Origin of the sequence: Paractinoplanes tereljensis (assembly GCF_016862435.1) — a bacterium.
Classification (GTDB): Bacteria; Actinomycetota; Actinomycetes; order Mycobacteriales; family Micromonosporaceae; genus Actinoplanes; species Actinoplanes tereljensis.
Genome location: NZ_BOMY01000051.1, coordinates 202,255 through 218,765, shown reverse-complemented (window position 1 = coordinate 218,765; position 16,511 = coordinate 202,255). Strand labels below are relative to the sequence as shown.

General features: G+C 71.2%; 17 protein-coding genes. 8 read left to right on the top strand and 9 right to left on the bottom strand.

Annotated features, from left to right (window positions below):
* Nucleotide 1: 1 nt before the first annotated feature.
* Together Ate02nite_RS40945 and Ate02nite_RS40940 are read right to left on the bottom strand one after the other, a co-directional pair.
* Nucleotides 2-547, bottom strand: a complete 546-nt coding sequence (locus tag Ate02nite_RS40945) for a universal stress protein (RefSeq protein WP_203813309.1) — start codon at nt 545-547, stop codon at nt 2-4.
* 43 nt (nt 548-590) lie between these two features.
* Complete coding sequence (locus tag Ate02nite_RS40940; protein WP_203813308.1) at nt 591-1,505, bottom strand: DUF1295 domain-containing protein; 915 nt, start codon at nt 1,503-1,505, stop codon at nt 591-593.
* Between the two features lie 61 nt (nt 1,506-1,566).
* Between Ate02nite_RS40940 and Ate02nite_RS40935 the strand changes: the two genes are divergently transcribed.
* Nucleotides 1,567-2,145 (top strand): 3'-5' exonuclease family protein, encoded by a 579-nt coding sequence (locus Ate02nite_RS40935; RefSeq protein ID WP_203813307.1) that lies wholly within the window; start codon nt 1,567-1,569, stop codon nt 2,143-2,145.
* On the opposite strand, the gene Ate02nite_RS40930 is transcribed toward Ate02nite_RS40935, so the two are convergent.
* On the bottom strand, nt 2,119-2,907 hold the full coding sequence (locus tag Ate02nite_RS40930; RefSeq protein WP_203813306.1) for a maleylpyruvate isomerase family mycothiol-dependent enzyme: 789 nt from the start codon (nt 2,905-2,907) through the stop codon (nt 2,119-2,121). The two genes, Ate02nite_RS40935 and Ate02nite_RS40930, sit on opposite strands and share 27 nt — an antisense overlap.
* Before the next feature lie 109 nt (nt 2,908-3,016).
* Here Ate02nite_RS40930 and Ate02nite_RS40925 point away from each other — a divergent pair, with 109 nt between their 5' ends.
* Genes Ate02nite_RS40925 through Ate02nite_RS40915 form a run of 3 tightly spaced genes read left to right on the top strand, consistent with a single transcriptional unit; the run spans nt 3,017 to nt 5,151 of the window.
* On the top strand, nt 3,017-3,601 hold the full coding sequence (locus Ate02nite_RS40925; protein WP_239148080.1) for a DUF4352 domain-containing protein: 585 nt from the start codon (nt 3,017-3,019) through the stop codon (nt 3,599-3,601).
* 35 nt (nt 3,602-3,636) lie between these two features.
* Nucleotides 3,637-4,848, top strand: coding sequence for a low temperature requirement protein A (locus tag Ate02nite_RS40920; RefSeq protein WP_203813305.1), 1,212 nt, complete (start codon nt 3,637-3,639; stop codon nt 4,846-4,848).
* Between the two features lie 24 nt (nt 4,849-4,872).
* Nucleotides 4,873-5,151 carry a hypothetical protein gene (locus Ate02nite_RS40915; RefSeq protein ID WP_203813304.1) on the top strand — a complete coding sequence of 93 codons (279 nt, stop codon included), beginning with the start codon at nt 4,873-4,875 and terminating at the stop codon, nt 5,149-5,151.
* 86 nt (nt 5,152-5,237) lie between these two features.
* On the opposite strand, the gene Ate02nite_RS40910 is transcribed toward Ate02nite_RS40915, so the two are convergent.
* The gene (locus Ate02nite_RS40910; RefSeq protein WP_203813303.1) at nt 5,238-5,675 is read right to left on the bottom strand and encodes a hypothetical protein; all 438 of its coding nucleotides are present in this window, start codon (nt 5,673-5,675) and stop codon (nt 5,238-5,240) included.
* Nucleotides 5,672-6,181 carry an RNA polymerase sigma factor gene (locus Ate02nite_RS40905; protein ID WP_203813302.1) on the bottom strand — a complete coding sequence of 170 codons (510 nt, stop codon included), beginning with the start codon at nt 6,179-6,181 and terminating at the stop codon, nt 5,672-5,674. The genes Ate02nite_RS40910 and Ate02nite_RS40905 overlap by 4 nt, the downstream gene beginning before the upstream one ends.
* Before the next feature lie 98 nt (nt 6,182-6,279).
* Here Ate02nite_RS40905 and Ate02nite_RS40900 point away from each other — a divergent pair, with 98 nt between their 5' ends.
* A complete protein-coding gene (locus Ate02nite_RS40900) occupies nt 6,280-7,737 on the top strand; it encodes an LmeA family phospholipid-binding protein (RefSeq protein WP_203813301.1) in 1,458 nt (485 codons plus the stop codon).
* A gap of 759 nt (nt 7,738-8,496) precedes the next feature.
* Here the strand turns inward: Ate02nite_RS40900 and Ate02nite_RS40895 are convergent.
* From Ate02nite_RS40895 to Ate02nite_RS40885, 3 genes are read right to left on the bottom strand one after another with little or no spacing between them, the layout of a single operon-like run.
* Nucleotides 8,497-10,602 (bottom strand): iron ABC transporter permease, encoded by a 2,106-nt coding sequence (locus Ate02nite_RS40895; protein WP_203813300.1) that lies wholly within the window; start codon nt 10,600-10,602, stop codon nt 8,497-8,499.
* A gap of 1 nt (nt 10,603) precedes the next feature.
* A complete protein-coding gene (locus Ate02nite_RS40890) occupies nt 10,604-11,596 on the bottom strand; it encodes an ABC transporter substrate-binding protein (RefSeq protein ID WP_203813299.1) in 993 nt (330 codons plus the stop codon).
* Nucleotides 11,597-12,406: an ABC transporter ATP-binding protein gene (locus Ate02nite_RS40885; protein ID WP_203813298.1), complete on the bottom strand. Its 810-nt coding sequence runs from the start codon at nt 12,404-12,406 to the stop codon at nt 11,597-11,599.
* A gap of 147 nt (nt 12,407-12,553) precedes the next feature.
* Here Ate02nite_RS40885 and Ate02nite_RS40880 point away from each other — a divergent pair, with 147 nt between their 5' ends.
* Genes Ate02nite_RS40880 through Ate02nite_RS40870 form a run of 3 tightly spaced genes read left to right on the top strand, consistent with a single transcriptional unit; the run spans nt 12,554 to nt 14,693 of the window.
* Nucleotides 12,554-13,546: an NAD-dependent epimerase/dehydratase family protein gene (locus Ate02nite_RS40880; RefSeq protein WP_203813297.1), complete on the top strand. Its 993-nt coding sequence runs from the start codon at nt 12,554-12,556 to the stop codon at nt 13,544-13,546.
* The gene (locus Ate02nite_RS40875; protein WP_203813296.1) at nt 13,543-14,166 is read left to right on the top strand and encodes a TetR/AcrR family transcriptional regulator; all 624 of its coding nucleotides are present in this window, start codon (nt 13,543-13,545) and stop codon (nt 14,164-14,166) included. Before Ate02nite_RS40880 ends, Ate02nite_RS40875 begins: the two co-directional genes overlap by 4 nt.
* Nucleotides 14,163-14,693, top strand: a complete 531-nt coding sequence (locus tag Ate02nite_RS40870; RefSeq protein ID WP_203813295.1) for a GNAT family N-acetyltransferase — start codon at nt 14,163-14,165, stop codon at nt 14,691-14,693. The genes Ate02nite_RS40875 and Ate02nite_RS40870 overlap by 4 nt, the downstream gene beginning before the upstream one ends.
* Here Ate02nite_RS40870 and Ate02nite_RS40865 read toward each other — a convergent pair.
* Entirely contained in the window at nt 14,690-16,480 is a 1,791-nt protein-coding gene (locus Ate02nite_RS40865; protein ID WP_203813294.1) for a polysaccharide deacetylase family protein, read from the bottom strand. The genes Ate02nite_RS40870 and Ate02nite_RS40865 overlap by 4 nt on opposite strands.
* Nucleotides 16,481-16,511 lie beyond the last annotated feature (31 nt).

Here is a 16,511-nt window from a genome sequence, read left to right as displayed (position 1 = left end):
GTCACTTCTCGTGCCAGGCTGGGCCGTTCTCGGCCCAGCCTGGCCGCTTTTCCGGCTCGCCGGGGCGGGGGAGCCGGCTGAGGGCGTCGCTCACCTCCCGGTGCAGGCGGCGACCGGCCCGGCGGCCGTGGAGGGTCAGCTCCGGCGGCGGCACCACGATCACCGGGCAGGGCGCACCGCGCACGGCGGCGCGCACCACCGGCCCGCCGAGCCAGCGGCTCCGCCCGGCTCCCAGAACCAGCAGGTCGTGCGGGTGGGCGTAGTCGCGCAGCGCGGTCGCGGCGAGCCCGCGTGGCACCCGGATCACCACGTCGTCGGCCGACTCGCCGGCCAGCCGGAACGCCCCGTGAGCCAGGGTCCGGGCGTCCTCGGCGGTGGCCCGTTCGAACTCCCAGGTGGGCCGGGCCCGGGGTCCGAAATCGAGCTGCCAGGCCCGTACGGCCAACAGAGGCACCTGCCGGCGGCGCGCCTCACCGAGCGCCCACCGCAATGCCGCGAGTCCCGCCAGGGACGGCGAAACGCCGACGATCACCTGCTCATCAGTCACCTGGCCACGATCACCCGGCGCGGTGCGGGGCGGACAGGGTCGTTCACGGCTCTGGGACGCTCGCGTCGCCGTTGTTGACGCCGCGTTGACGCCAGGGCCGGGGGAGCAGGGCCGGGACGCGGAGCATGTGCTCGGCGTAGGCCGGACGGCGGGCGAGGGAACGGCGGTCCATCAGCGGCACGCTCACCAGCGCGAAGAGCAGCACCATCACGATCGGCCCGGCCATGGTCCACCACCAGCTCGGCGCGGCGGCCAGGCCGAACAGCCACAATCCCCACCAGAAGCCGATCTCGCCGAGGTAGTTGGGGTGACGCGAGTAGCGCCACAACCCGCGGTCGATTATCCGGCCGCGGTTGGCCGGGTCCGCGGTGAAGCGGTGCATCTGCCGGTCCGCGACCGCTTCGATCAGTACGGCACCGCCGGTCACCAGCACGGCCAGGGCGTCCAGCCAGCCTAGCGGCCGGTCGGTGACGGTCACCGCGGGCCAGACCGCGAGCAGCCCGGCGAAGACCACGAGCGTCGGCATCAGCTGGATGCCGGCCAGGTTGACCAGCCACCACGGCAGCCAGGGCGGTCGTTGCTCGCGCATCTGCACGTAACGCCAGTCCTCGTGCTCCAGCCCGCGCCACGACCGCACCCAGTTGCCGGTCAGCCGCACCGCCCAGATGAGCACGAGCGCGACCACGACAACTTGCCGCCCGTTGAGGTCGTCCCGCCACAGCACCCAGGCCGACACGACCACCGGCGGCGCAACACTCCAGTACGGGTCGTAGAGGCTGGCGTTGCCGACGACCAGGCTGGCCGCGAATACCACGACGGTGGCGACCAGATCGGCGCCGAGGGTGCGGGCGAGCGGGTGCCCGGGCGTGGCAGCGGCGACGGCCCAGGCGGCCAGCCCGGCCACCGCGTAGGTGGCGGCCACGACACCGAGCGCGAACCATCGACCACTGCGAATCATGCGAAGAGGGTAGGCCGAAAATGAAGCGCGAGCGGACCGCCCGGATGGCTACGGTTCGGGGGTGGCGCGACCGGAGATCTATGTCAGCACCGACGTTGAGGCCGATGGGCCGATTCCCGGGCCGCACTCGATGCTGAGCTTTGCCTCGGCGGCGTTCACCGCGGGCAAGGAGCTGGTCGGCACGTTCAGCGCCAACCTGGTCACGCTGCCCGGCGCCGAGGGTAACCCGGACACCATGGCCTGGTGGGCGACCCAGCCGGAGGCCTGGGCGGCCTGCCGGGCGGACCAGGAGGAGCCGGCCGCCGCGATGATCCGCTACCGCGAGTGGCTTGAAGGGCTGCCGGGCAAGCCGGTGTTCGTCGGCTACCCGGCGGCGTACGACTTCATGTTCGTGTACTGGTATCTGATCCGGTTTGCCGGGTCCAGCCCGTTCTCGCACTCGGCGCTGGACATCAAGACCTACGCGATGGCGTTGCTGGGCACCGACTACCGGGCGACCGCGAAGCGCTCCATGCCGCGGTCGTGGTTCGACGATGCCCCGCACACCCACGTCGCGCTGGACGACGCGATCGAGCAGGGCGCGCTGTTCTGCGCCATGCTCGCCGAGCGTTTCTCAGAAGCCAGGGAACGCCGCGCGTAGCTCGGCGAGCGTGATGTTGCCGGACACCTCGACGCCGGCCGGGGTGAACCGCTCGCCGAGCCGGCCGTAGACGAGCCGGGCCGCCGACTCCAGCGGGCCGCTGAACGTCGCGGTGGCCGGGAGGGTCTCGGTGGTGAGCCGGGCCGCGTCGTCGAGCACGATGCGGTACGGCGTCTTGGCGATCTCGACCACCGCGTGCTCGCGCGCCTCCGCGGGCTTGCCGATGAAGCCGAGCATGAAGCCGATCCCGCCGCTGAGGTGCTCGGCGAGCAGCTGCGCGGCCGGCTCGGTGAGCGCGGCGGCCGGGTCGATGCCGGCCCGCACGTCCCAGCCGTGCTGGACGACCTCGCTGAGCCGCATCGCCAGGAACGAGGCGAACGGCAGCGGCTCGGGCAGGAAGCCGAGCTTGACCGGCAGCTCGTCGTGCCGCGACTCGGGCACCGCCTCGAACGCCGCGACCAGCGCCTCGTCGGACCGCACCCAGCCGGCGGCCTGGTCCTGCGGGCTGAGCGCGTTCCAGCGGTCCCACACGCTCTGGTTGAAGCCGTCGCCCGGCACCTCGGCCTCGCCGAGGGCCGCGCGGAAACCGGCGAGCGAGATCTCGGCGCCGCTGCCCAGGTGCGACAGCACGTCGGCGACGGTCCAGTCGGACGCGCCGGACGGGCCGGTGAGCTGCTCGTCGGTGAGTGTCGGAACCAGGCTCGCGAGAGTGTCGTGCTCACTGCGCAGAACCGAGGTGGTGCGGCTGGCAAGGGTCGTCATACCGACGAGCCTAGCGAGCCGTGCGCGTCGCTTGTCCGATCAGGTGGAGGGTCACGCTGATCAGGCGAAATCGGTGGCTTCGCCCGGCTCGCTGTTCGACAGTTAAGACATGGCGCACGACCGTAGGGCTCCGCTCAACCCGCTGCTCGCTGTCCTGTTCGCGGTCGGCGCGGTGGCCGTGCTGTTCCTGGCCGGCCTGGCCGCCCAGCGTTACGGAAGCAAGGAACCGGCCGCCGTCGCCGGGCCGGCGGCCACGACAAAGGCCACGAAAAAGGCCCCGACCACACCTCCGCCGCCCGGGGTCGGCGACCCGGTGCGGGACGGCAAGTTCGAGTTCGTGGTCTCCCGGGTGGACTGCTCCCGCACCAAGGTCGGGCTGGAACACCTGGAGAAGACCGCGAAGGGCAAGTACTGCGTGGTCAGCCTGTCGGTGCGCAACATCGCCGACGAGTCGCAGTACTTCCTCGGCCGCTGGCAGAAGGCGTTCGACGCGGCCGGCACCGAGTACGGCAACGACGAGATCGCCGGCGTCTATGCCAACCACGACACCCAGACGTTTCTGAAGAAGCTCAGCCCCGGCGACCGGGTCGAGGGCAAGCTCGTCTTCGACGTCCCGAAGGCGACCAGGCTGACCAGCCTGGAGCTGCACGACTCGCTGCTCTCCGGCGGGGTGAAGGTCACCGTCGCCCGCTGACATCAAGCGGGGCCGCGGTGGGCACTGTCGCAGTCATGGGTGCCACGCCGGACGAGATCGCCGAACTTGATCGGGAAGACGCGGAAGAGCGGGAGATCGTCCGGCCGCCGGACCTCAACCAGGATACGAATCGGTCAGCCACCCGGCTGGAGCTCTTCTTCGACCTGGCCTTCGTGCTGTTCGTCGCCCGGTGCGCCGACCTGCTGGCCAAGGACGAGACCTGGGTGGGCGGGCTGACCTTCGCGGCGGTGGTCGCGGTGGGGTGGTGGGCCTGGGCCAGCAGCGCCCTGTACGCGAACCGGTTCGACACCGACGACGCGGTGTTCCGGCTGCTCATGCTGGTGGGCATGGCCGCCGTGATCGGGATGGCGGCGTCGATCGACGAGCTCGGCGGGGCCTGGTTCACCCTGTCGTACGTGCTGCTGCGGTTCGTGCTGGTCGCCGGCTACCTGCGGGCCTGGTGGCACGTGCCGGACGCCCGGCCGACCATGCGGCCCTACCTGATCGGGCACACCGCCGGAGCCGCCTTCTGGCTGGTCTCGCTGGCCGTGCCGGGCCCGGCCAAGTACGTGCTGTGGGGCGTGGGGGTCGCGGTGGACCTGCTGGGACCGACCCTGTCGGCCCGGCTCGAGGACGCCCTGCCGCTGCACATGGAACATCTGCCGGAACGCTTCGGCCTGTTCGTGATCCTGGTGCTGGGGGAGTCGGTGGCGGCCGCCGTTACCGGTGTGCACGACGGTGCCTGGAAGGGCGGGGTCGTCGTCACCGCGGTGTTCGCGTTCGTGGCCACCGCGGCGCTCTGGTGGTCGTACTTCGACCTGTCCGGCGGCGCGGCGAAACGCCGGCTGCTGGAGGAGGGCCACGACCGGACCAGGCAGGGCGTGCACGACTTCTACGTGTACGCGCACCTGCCGGTCGCGATCAGCCTGGCCGCGGTGGCGGTGGGGCTGGAGCACGCCATCCTGCACGGCGCCGAGGATCACCTGTCGGCCGGAACGCGAGGCGTGCTCGCGGCCGGGGTCGCCGGATACCTGTTCAGTGCCACGGTGATCCAGGCCGGGCTGTCCCGGCAGGTGCGCCCGGCGTTGCTGTGGCCCGGCCTCGGCGTACCCCTGGCTCTCGGACTTTTGTTGGCTGATCTTCGACCGCCGGTCCTGCTCGCCTTCCTGGCGGTGCTCCTGGTGGCCGGAGTGGCCACCGGGGTGGCTCAGCATCACGCAGGCGAGATCCGGACCGCGCGCACCTGAGCGAGCCGGATACCGTTGACGACTATGACGACCTATTCCGGTCCGGCGAGGCTGACCCTCGTCGACGGCACACGCGTATCCGGCATGGCCTCGCTCAGCACCAACCAGCGCGGCGGTATCGACGGCTGGGGCGGTACGTTCCGTCCGGATCAAGTCAGCGCCGAGGTCCGCGACGCGGGCGACGGGCTGTCCCTGGAACTGCCCTATGACCAGGTGGGCGAGGTCGCCGTCACGGGCGTCCGCAAACTCCTGGCCACGCAGGTCCTGATGTCGCTCGCCGGTCGCGGTCCAGCGCCGTTCTGATGCGCTCCACTCGTCGGCCCGGGACCGGTTCCGGTCCCGGGGCCGGCGACCGGAGACCCCCGTAAGGGTGAATTGTCGGTAATTTCTTACCCCCGCAGTCGCCGGAGTGCCGCCCGCCGGCGGTGGGCCACGACCAGGTTCACGGCCGCGGCGGCACCCAGCACGGCTACGACGACGGCCATCCCGGCCGGGAACGACCCGCGGGTGGCGGCCAGTGCGGCCACCCCCGCCCCGCCGGCCAGCCAGGCGGCCAGCGCGATCCAGGCGGCGATCACCCGGTCCCGGGCGTACAGCGGGGCGCGCCGGGTAAGTGCCCACCCGCCGTAACCGGCCCAGCCCAGACCCACCGTGGTGAGCAGCCCGAACGCGGCGGCCGTGCGGCCCGGCAGGGCCGGTTCGGTCGCCCAGAGGGTCCCGGTCAGCAGTGCGCCGCCGAGGCCGGCCAGCAGCACCGCCAGGTAGCCGAGCCGGCGGCGCAGCGACAGCGGAGCCTCCAGCCGGGCCAGAATCTCGTCGGGCGTCATCGGGTGAACCCCTTCCGGGCGACTTCCTCGCGCAGCAACCGGCGTCCCCGGTTCAGCCGGGACTTGATCGTGCCGACCGGGACCGCGCAGATCTCGGCACACGTCTGCAGGGTCAGATCCTGCAGGTAGAACAGGATCAGCACCTCGCGCTCGCGGACCGGAACGGCGGCCAGCAGCTCGCCGAGCACCGCGCGGTCCACAATGAGGTCGGCGGTGTCCTCGACCGGCGCCTCGGGTTCCGGGAGCCGGTAGGACGCGCGCAGCAGGTCGGTCACCTGGCGGCGGGCGATGGTGAACAGCCACGGCGCGAACCGGGCCGGATCGTTCAGTTTCGGCAGCCCGCGGAACACCGCCAGCCACACCTCCTGCACGACGTCCTCGGCCCGGTCCGGCCCCAGCATCCGGCGCACGTAGTTCCACACCGGGTCGTGCCAGGCCCGGACCAGCTCGGCGAAGGCCGCGCGTTCCCCGAGCCGGCAGCGGACGATCAACAACTCGTCGGTCATCTGCCCTCCTCAGCCGGTTCAGTCGCGCCGCGTGCCGAAAAGGTTCTTGTCAGTGAACCCGGAGAGGTTACCGGCACGTAAACAACAGCATGACCGTGGTGGAGACCGAAAGCCGGGCCGATAACCACCGGCCCCTGCACCTCGCGCGCGGCCCGCGCTTCAAGTGGGTCGCGGCCGCCGCCACCGGCGGCGTACTGCTGCTGGCGGCCGGCATGCTCGCCTACGCCGTCCCGGTACCGATCCTCGACGACATCATCCGCGACCGGATCGTCAAGCAGGTCAGCAGCCAGGTCTCCTGCTCCGGCGCGGCCGCGGCCGGCACCGAGGTGACCGTGGGCGGCGGCCCGCTGGTCCCGCAGGCGCTGCACAAGCGCCTGACCGAGGTGAAGCTGATCGTCCCCGACGCCACGCTGAGCGGCGTCCCGCACGCCCGCTTCACCGCCACCATGCGCGACGTAACTCAACCCTCCGGCGGCACCCATGTGGGCAGCATGGACGCCGCGATCACGGTAAACTTCGGCTACCTGCCAACCCCGGCGGGCACTCCGAAACGCACCTTCCACAAGGCCGGTGACGGCGGCCTCTCGGTCGATGTGACGATGCCGGCCGCAGCCGCCGACAACGTGCAGGCAAAGCTGTTCATGAAGATGCGCCTGCGCGGCGAGACGGCGCAGTCGGTCCCGCAACGCCTGGAGATCTTCGGCAAGTCCCTGCCCGCGTCCCAGGTGGGCGACCTGGCCGGCGGCGTGCGCAGCCAGCAGCTACCACCCCTGCCGGACGGCGTCCGCTACCAGTCGATCACCCCACGCACCGACGGCGTGCACATCCAGATCGGCGGCGTCTCGACGACGGCCCTGAACACCCTGCCCACGGACGTAGGTGGCCGCACCGTCTCCTACACCGCGGCAAACGGCCTGCTGGGCATCAACACCACCGCGATCGGCGTCCCCCTGACCATCCACACCCAGCCCGTGCTGGGCCCCGGCACGCTGACCCTGGTGCCCAAGTTGGTCCACATCCTCGGCGCCGACCACAAGCCCGACAGCACGCTGGGCAAACTGGTCCTGAGCCAGATCAACCAGGACGACCTGAAGCAGACCTTGCCAACCTTGCCGTCCGGCGTTACCTACCGCTCGGTGACGGTAGATCCCCAGGGCATCAAGGTGGTGATTTCCGGCGTGACGACCCAGCCGTTCACGGTCCTGAAGCAGCCCCCCGGAAACCCGACGCTGTTCGGCGCGGAGGGTGGCCTGCTGACCGCAACGGCGACGGGCGGCTCCGGAAAGGACACCCCGGTCGTCCTTTACGGCAAACCGGTAATCAAGGACAGCACCTTGGACATCTCCCCGGACCAGATCGAAATGTTCGGCGTGCGCTTCCCGGCCACCAACGTCCTGGCCCAGGTGGCACCCCAGGAGACCACATACGACCTGCAGAAACTCCCGCCCGGCCTGACATACGCCGGCGTAGAGGTCCTCCCCGACGGCCTGCGAATCCGCCTGACCGGCGAAAACGTAACCCTCCAAAAGGGCGCCTTGACCGGCGCAGCCTGCTAACCAAGAGGCGACAGCCAGGCGTGTCGCTTACGCCTTTTCCAAATACGGCCTACAAACAGTCCCGTGCCACCAGTCCAGCCAGGCGAGACTCACCCTCCGCGCGCCCGCCCCGGGCGGTCCCGACCCCAAACCCCCGGCTAACGCCGGCCCGCTGTCCGAGCGGGCCCGTCGTCCGCGCCGGCCCGGCCGTTCCCGCAATGCGCGCTTTGCGATGATTCTGGGAGGTCCGCACGTCGTTCTTTTCGTAGTGCGGTGCCCAAAAACGTAGATCTTGGAAAGCTGCGTCAACAGACGGGTAGCTAACTCGACAATGTCGAGGTGAGTCGGACTCCGCCCAGAGATATAAGCGGCATGCCGGGTATTTCGGGTGGTTCTGGCCCAGAAGATGGAAGCGATGTCCGAAAAGCGGGACTAGGCCCGCAATGCGCGAAGTCGGGCCAGAATCCGAGAGCGGCGTTCACCATCTGGTAGCCCGGCGGGCATTGGCCGGGGCCGGGCCCGCGCCGCCTGCCGCGCCGCCTGCCGCGCCGCCTGCCGCGCCGCGCCGCCTGCCGCGCCGCGCCGCCTGCCGCGCCACGCGGCCTGCCGCGCCACGCCGATCTGGCGTTTCGTGCTGTGCCGTCTGCGGCGCCGGTCGGCGCCGCGCCCTCTGCCGGACATTTACGAAATCCGCGAGATATCACGTCGGCCAGGGCTGAGGGAAGTCGCGGGTGATGCGGTGGGCGCCGACGGCTCGTCGGGGCGGATGGGGGCGGGCGGCTAGGCGGTGGAGCGGCTTCGGTAGAGGAGCCAGACGAAGTAGGGGGCGCCGATCAGGGCCGTTACCAGGCCGGCCGCCAGTTGCGAGGGCGCGATGACCGTACGGCCCAGGGTGTCGGCGACGCTTACCAGCAGGGCGCCCAAGCCGACCGCCACCGGCAGGGCCCGGCTGTGCCGGGCGCCTACCAGGGCCCGCGCCGCGTGCGGCGCGACCAGGCCGACGAAGGCCAGCGCACCCACCGCGACCGCCGCTGCCGCCGTAAGCACCGCGGCCAGGGCGAGGAAACCGAGCCGGGCCCGGCCGAGCGGCACCCCAAGCACCCGCGGCACGTCCTCGTCCAGGGCGACCAGGTCGAGCGTGCGGGCTCCGGCCAGGGCCAGCGGCAGGCCCACGACCAGGGCCAGCGCCACCGGCACGACCTGCCCGATGGTGCGGCCGTAGGTGGAGCCGGCCAGCCAGGTCAGGGCGGTGTTGACGTTCCAGGGGGAGACCAGGACGACGACCAGCGTGGTGATGGCGGTGGCGGCGGCGCTGACCCCGACGCCGATCAGGACGATCCGGTCCGACGCCGGGCCGCGGCCCGAGGCCAGCCAGTAGACCAGGGCGAACGTGCCCAGCGCGGCCGCGGTGGCGGCGCCCACCACCGGCCAGACGCTGAGGCCGGGCAGCAGCATGACCACGGCTACCGCGCCCACGCCGGCGCCGGGGGTGATGCCGAGCAGGCTGGGTTCGGCCAGGGCGTTGCGGCAGACGGCCTGCACGATGCCGCCGGCCAGGGCCAGCGCGGCGCCGCCGAGCACGGCGGCCAGCACTCGCGGCCAGCGCTGGTCGAGCACGAAGCTGACGGTACGGCCGGAGTTGCCCTGCACCCAGTTGGCCACGTCGCCGAGCAGCACGATGCGGTCGCCGAGCAGCAACGCCGCCACGAACGCGGCCAGGAGGGCCACCACCAGCACCGCGCTGACGCCGATGATCCAGCCGCGGGAGCGCACCGAGCCGTGGCCGCCGCGGGCGGGAACCCCGGCGGGGCCGCCGTCGCGCAGGCGGCGGGCCAGCCAGACCAGCACGACCGCGCCGGCCAGGGTGGTGACCACGCCGGTGGGCACCGAGATGGCCCGGTCGGGCGGCAGGATCAGGCGCATCAGCACGTCGGCGCCGGTCACGATGAGGGCGCCGGCCAGGCCGGCGAAGGGCAGAAGCAGCAGGTGGGAGCCGAGGCCGGGGACCCGGCGGGCGATCAGCTTGGCGATCACCGGAGCGCACAGGCCGGCGAAGCCGATCGGGCCGGCGACGGTCACCGAGATCGCGGCGAGCAGCACGGCGAGGGTCACCGCGACGGCCCGGGTACGGCGTACGTCCACCCCGAGCACCCGGGCCGGGTCGTCGCCGAGCGCGAGCACGTCGAGCCGGTGGGCCAGGAACAGGGTGGCGACCAGGCCCAGCGCGATGATCGGCGCGGCCATGGTGACCTGGTGCGATCCGGACTGGACGGTGGTGCCGCTGCCCCACGCGAACAGGCCGACGGTGTTCTGCTGGAACAGCATCAGCAGCACGGTGGTGAGCGCGTTCAGGGCGAGCGCCACCGCCGAACCGGCCAGCACCAGCCGGGTCGGGCCGGCCGCGCCGCCCCGGGCCACCAGCAGCACCAGGCCGGCCGCCAGCATGCCGCCGATGAAGGCGACCAGGCCGTTCAGGAAGAACGGCAGGGACAGGCCGAACGCGGCGACGGCCACCACCGACACGTAGGCACCGGCGTTGACGGCGAGGGTGTCGGGGGAGGCGAGGGGGTTGCGGGCCACCGATTGCAGGACCCCGCCGGCGACGCCGACGGCAATACCCACCAGCAGGGCGGCGGCCAGACGGGGGAGGCGGCTGGCTACGAGTACGGCCACCGCCTGGTCGCGGGAGCTGTCGTCGTGCGCCCACGGCCAGACCGCCCGCAGGAGTTCCCCGACGCCCAGGCTCGCGGTGCCCTGGGTGAGGTGCACCGCGGCCAGGACGGCGAGCAGCACGATCGCCCCGGCGAAGACGCCGATGATGCCGTACGTCTTCGTCGTGGTCTTTTCGGTTCTCGAAAGGGCCGGAGGGGCGATCGTGCTGGTCATGTCAGGCGGTCAGTGCCGTGACGAGGGAATCGATGTAGGCGTTGGCCGAGGCCGGGCCGCCGAACATCCAGATGCCGTCGGGGATGCGCTTGACCTTGCCGGCGGTGACGAACGGGAGCTGCTTCCACACCGCGTTGCTCTTGAGGTTGTCGGTGAAGTCGCCGCCGTCGGTCTTGTTGGCCACGTAGACGAACGTGTTCTGCGCGTTGGTGACCTTGGTGAGGCCCTCGACGTCGGTGGTGGCCAGGCCGTAGTCCTTGTCCCCGCCGGTGGTCCACTGGTTCTCCAGGCCCAGTTCCTTGGCGATGCCGCCGAAGAACGAGTTGGGGGTGTACATCCGGATCGAGACGGTGCCGGAGTCGACCCAGCCGTCCGACATGGTGAACGGCGCCCCGGTCTTACCGGCCTTGGCCAGCGCGTCCTTGCCCGCCGCGACCTTGGCGTCGAAGCCGGCCAGCAGCTCGGTGGCCTTCGCGTCGGTGCCGGTGGCCTTGGCCAGCGTGGTGACGGTCTTGCGCATGTAGCCGATCGGGTCGGTGCCGTCGGAGCCGCGCAGCGCGAGCACCGGCACCTTCTTGACGAGCTGCGCGATGACCGTCTCGGGCAGGTCGGTGGTGGTGACGACCAGGTCCGGGTCGAGCGCGATGATCGCGTCGAGGCTGGGCTCGCCGCGCTGGCCGACATCCGGGGTGGAGGCGTCGATCGGGGCGCTGGTGTCCCACACGTTGTAGCCCTTGACGTCGGCCTCGCCGACCGGCTTCACCCCGAGCGCGACCAGGTTCTCGGTGAGTCCCCACTCGAGGGAGACGACGTTCTTGGCGGGCGCGTCCAGGTGGACGGTGCCGCGCTCGTCGGTGAGGTCGACCGGTCCGGTCGGCGCCGACGACGCCGGGGCGGCGGTGTCGGTGGTGTCCTCGGTGGTGCCGCAGGCCGCGATGAGCATCGCGGTGAGTGCGACCGCCGAGGTGGCGAAGGCGCGGCGGGTAATGGCCATTTAGATGGAAACCTTTCGGGTGTGATGCCGGCCGACCGGCCGGGTGCGGACGTGACCGTCGGCGTCGACGTGGACGTCGATGCGCAGGCCGTAGATCTCGGTGAGCAGTTCGGAGGTGAGCACCTCGGCGGGCCGGCCGGTGGCCCGCACGACGCCCTGCTGCAGCAGCACCAGGTGGTCGGCGACGGCGGCGGCCTGGTCGAGGTCGTGCAGCACCACCCCGACCGCGACGCCGTGCTCGTCGGCCAGGTCGCGCACGATGTCCAGGGTCTCGATCTGGTAGCGCAGGTCGAGGAACGTGGTGGGCTCGTCGAGCAGCACCACGGTGGTGTCCTGGGCGAGGCAGGTGGCCAGCCAGACCCGTTGCAGCTCGCCGCCGGAGAGCTCGTCGACGGCCCGGTCGGCCATCTCGGCGACCCCGGTCAACTCCATGGCCCGCTGCACGTGCGCCGGCCCGTCCGGGTCGCCGGCGCCGAACCGCCCGCGGTACGGGTGCCGTCCATAGGCGACGACGTCGCGCACCCGCACCCCGCCCGGCGTGGGCCGGGACTGGGTGAGCAGGGTGACCCGCCGGGCGAAGTCCCGGGGGCGCAGCACGAACGCGTCCGCACCGCCGAGGTCCACCGTGCCGGACTGCGGCGTGTGCAGCCGGGCCAGCGAACGCAGCAGGGTGGACTTGCCCGAACCGTTCGGCCCGATGAGCGCCACCACGGTGCCGGCCCGCAGCTCGATGCCGGCGCCGTGCACAACGGTCCGGCCGTCGTAGGCGAGCGTCAGATCAGCGCCGGTGAGCACGGCCTCGCTTGTCATGAGGTGAGGCTAACCTAAGCGCCTTTTTCAAAACTTGAGGGCCCCGCCAGGTGAACCGGATCACGAGCGTAAGACGGAGACCGAGTCTCCGCTTCGTGTTAGCTTTTCTAAAGCGGAGATCTTGTCTCCGCCTGAGGGGAGCGAGTCATGAAGGTTCTCGTCACCGGCGGCACCGGCTATGTGGCCGGCTGGATCATCGTCGAGCTGCTGCGCCGCGGGCATGAGGTGCGCACCACGGTCCGCGCCATCGGCAGAGCCGGCCAAACGCCCGGCGGCGAGGTCGTCGTCGCCGATCTGATGAAGGACGAGGGCTGGGACGCGGCGGTTGCCGGCATGGACTACGTGCTGCACGTGGCATCGCCGCTCGGCCTCGCGAACGGCAAAGAGGACCTCGTCGGCCCGGCGCGGGACGGCACGCTGCGGGTGCTGCGGGCGGCCACCGCCGCGGGCGTACGCCGGGTGGTGCTGACCTCGGCCGCCAACGCGGCCAGCCCCTCGTCGTACGCCGAGGAAGGAATGACCGACGAGACCCTCTGGACCGACCCGGCCGACCCCGCGCTGAGCCCCTACCGGCGGTCGAAGACCGTCGCCGAGAAGGCGGCCTGGGATTTCATGGCCGCCTACGACGGCCCCACCGAGCTCACCACGATCCTGCCCGGCGCGGTCCTCGGCCCCGTCCTGAGCAGCGACAACGTGGGCTCGGTGGAGATCGTCCGGCGGATGCTGACCGGGGCCGTGCCCGGCACGCCCCGGATCGGCCTCGAGATCGTCGACGTGCGCGACCTGGCCGACCTGCACATCCGGGCGATGCTCGCGCCGGCGGCGGCCGGCCAGCGGTTCCTGGGCACCGGCGAGTTCACCTGGATGTCGGAGATGGCCGAGGCGCTGCGCGCCGGCCTCGGCGATGCGGCCCGCCGGGTGCCCACCCGCCGGCTTCCCAACTTCGTCGTACGGGCATTCGCGCTCGCCGACCCGTCGCTGCGGGCCATCACCGTGTCCCTGGGCCGCCGCAACCGGCACAGCACCGCGAAGGCCGCCTCGATGCTGGACTGGCACCCGCGACCGGCCGCCGAAACGGTGGTCGACTGCGCCCGCAGCCTCCTCGCCGAGGGGGTGACCGCTACGATGAGCCGGTCATGAGCGTCCGCAAGGATTCGGCCCGCAACCGGGCCCGTCTGGTCGAGGCCGCCCGCGAGGTCTTCGCCGAGCGCGGTTTCGGGGCCACTCTCGACGACATCGCCCGGCACGCCGGCCTCGGCACCGGCACCGCCTACCGGCACTTCCCGAACAAACAGGCGCTGGCCGCCGAGGTCCTGGCCGGGGCCACCGAGCAGATCGTCGTCGACGCCCGGCACGCCCTCACCGTCGCCGACCCGTGGCTGGCCCTGGTCACGTTCTTCGAGGCCAACGCCGAACGCCAGGCCCGCGACCGCGGCCTCTACGAGGCGCTGACCGGCCGCGGCGACGACGAGACCCAGGCCCGCATCTGGCCGGAGATCATCGTCGCGGTCACCGACCTGTTCGACCGCGCGCACACCGCCGGGGTGGTCCGGGCCGACGCGACACCGCAGGATATCGCGGCGATCTTCGCGCTGCTCGGCCCGGCCTTCACGATGAGCCGCGAGCTCTCCGCCGACCTGTGGCGCCGCTACCTGGCCCTGCTGCTCGACGGCCTGCGCGCGGTCGACCGCCCACCGCTTCCGGCGGCTGCCCCCGCGGCGGCCGACCTGCCCACCATCCTCAAGTCGGGAAAGACATGATCGCGATCGCCGCCCCGTCCCTGGCCTCCGATGTGGCATTGGTGGCGACCGTTACTGACCTGGTCAACGAGGTTTACGCGGTCGCCGAGGAGGGGCTGTGGGCCGGTCCGACCGACCGCACCGACGGCACCGAGATCGCGAAAATTATCGCGGCGGGGGAGTTGGTGGTCGCTCGCGAGGGCGGCCAGATCATCGGCGTGGCCCGGGTCTGCCGCCTGCCCGCGGACGAGAGTGTGGGCGAGGCCGGCATGCTGGTGGCCGACCCGAAGCGGCGCGGCGCCGGCATCGGGCGGGACCTGTTGGCGTACGCCGAAGGCTGGGCTGTTGATCTTGGTCTGAAAAGCATGCAGGTGGAACTGCTGGTTCCGCGGGAGTGGACGCACCCGGTCAAGCAGTTCCTGCGTGAGTGGTACACCAGGGCCGGATATCGCGTCGTGCGCGTCACCGATCTGGCCGAGGACTACCCGGCCCTGGCGCCCCATCTGGCTTGCCCCTGCGACTTCTTGATCTTCAACAAGCCGCTCTAGTTCGCCACCATCGAGTACTTGTCGGTGGTCACCTGCCCGACGCTGTCGAGAGTCAGGCCGAAGGTGACCGCCTTGGTGCCGGCCGGGACGGTCGGCGTGGTCCAGGTCGCGGTCGTGTAGGCGGCCGAGGTCGCGAATGCCGGGCTCTGCGTCCACCACGACCAGGTTCCGGCGCTGTCCTGCCGATAGAGGGTCAGGAACGTGGGCGCGCTGGACTTGTAGGCGACGCTCAGCGTGTACGTGTGGCCGGTCAGCACCAGCGGAGCGCAGTTGCCCGAGTCCCAGCCGGGGATCAGCTTGGCGTCGCCGTCGGTGCGGCTGGTCAGTTCCAGGCGTTGGGCGTACGTGCCGTCGAACGCGTCGGTGACCCGGGTCCACACCGGAGTGTTGGTGCCGTAACCGGTGCCGGTCCAGCACTGTGGGAAACCGTCCGCGCCGGGCGTCTCCAGCGACGGGTTGACCAGGGCGTTCACCCCGACCGGGGCGGGCGTGGCGACGGTGTCGGCGAAGCCGTAGTCGTCCACGGTCAGGGTGCCGACGCTGTCGATGGCCAGGCCGAAACTGGCCGCCACCGCGGTTGCCGGGGGCGCCGGGCTCAGCCAGGTCGCCCTGGTCCAGGTGCTGGCGGCGGCGAACCGCGGGCTCTGCGTCCAGTAGCTCCACTGGCCGATCGCGTTGCGCTGATAGAGCGTGAAGAAGACCGGGACGGTCGACTTGTACCAGGTGGCGACCTGGTAGGTGCGGCCCTGCGCCACCTGCGACGAGCACTGGCCGAGGTCGAAGGTCGGGATCAGCTTGGCGTCACCGTCGGTGCGGCTGGTCATGTTCATCTGGGTCGCCCACGATCCGGTGTGCGCGTCGCTGACCCGGGTGGTGGTGACGGTGTTCGTGCCGTACCCGGCCGAGGTGAAGCAGTCGGTGGTCTCGAGCGACGGATTGCGGACCGTGTTGACGCCCGGCGCACCCGGCGCCGGCGCGGCGGTCGGCGGCACCGCGGGTTTGACCGCCCCGCCGAGCACCTGCTGCACGGTCCGCACGGTGGTGCGGATGCTGGGCGCGGAGCGCGGCTGCAGCCAGGCCAGGAACTGGTCGAGAATGGTGGGCGAGATCGACTCGGCCGGGCAGCCGGTGCCCGCGCAGATGTGGTGCAGGTTGAACGGCACCCAGCCGCCGGTGACCTCGGCCCGGGTGACCACGCTCTTGAGCTGCGCGAGGGTCCAATTGCTCTCGACGTCGTCGGGGGTGCGGATCTCCCACCGGTCCAGCGGCGGCACGGTTTCCGCGACCGGACAGTCCGTACAGCTGAATGGTGATCTTAAATCGCCGGCCGCGCGAGCCGAGTTGTATCCGCACGTCTGCACGATCGTCTTCGTCGTTGAATCGAATTCCACAAATGGGTACGCGAACGACGTCACCGCGAATCCCCAGGACAGCAGCGTATTCCGGTCGAGACAGATCTGCCGATTCTGTTCGGCCGGAGTCAGGCTGGTCAGACTCTGATGTGTTGCGGTGTGCCCGCCGATCTCGTGCCCGGCCGCCTTGAGCCCGTCAAGATCGGTGCGGGTCATGTATCCGGGCAGCCCGATCAGTGCCGAATTGATGAAGAACGTGCCGGTCATGCCGTACTTCTGCAGTAGTTGTTGCCCCTGCAGCTGATCGGCGACACCGTCGTCGAAAGTGAACGTGACCTGGACCGGTTTGCTGGCCGAAGCTTGAGCCGGGGTTCCGGCGAGGGCTGCAATGAGAGCCGCGATCGCAGCGGCGGCGAAAATCCTTTTGCGATCCATGCCGGGACTATCGCAGGCCGCCTCGGAAATC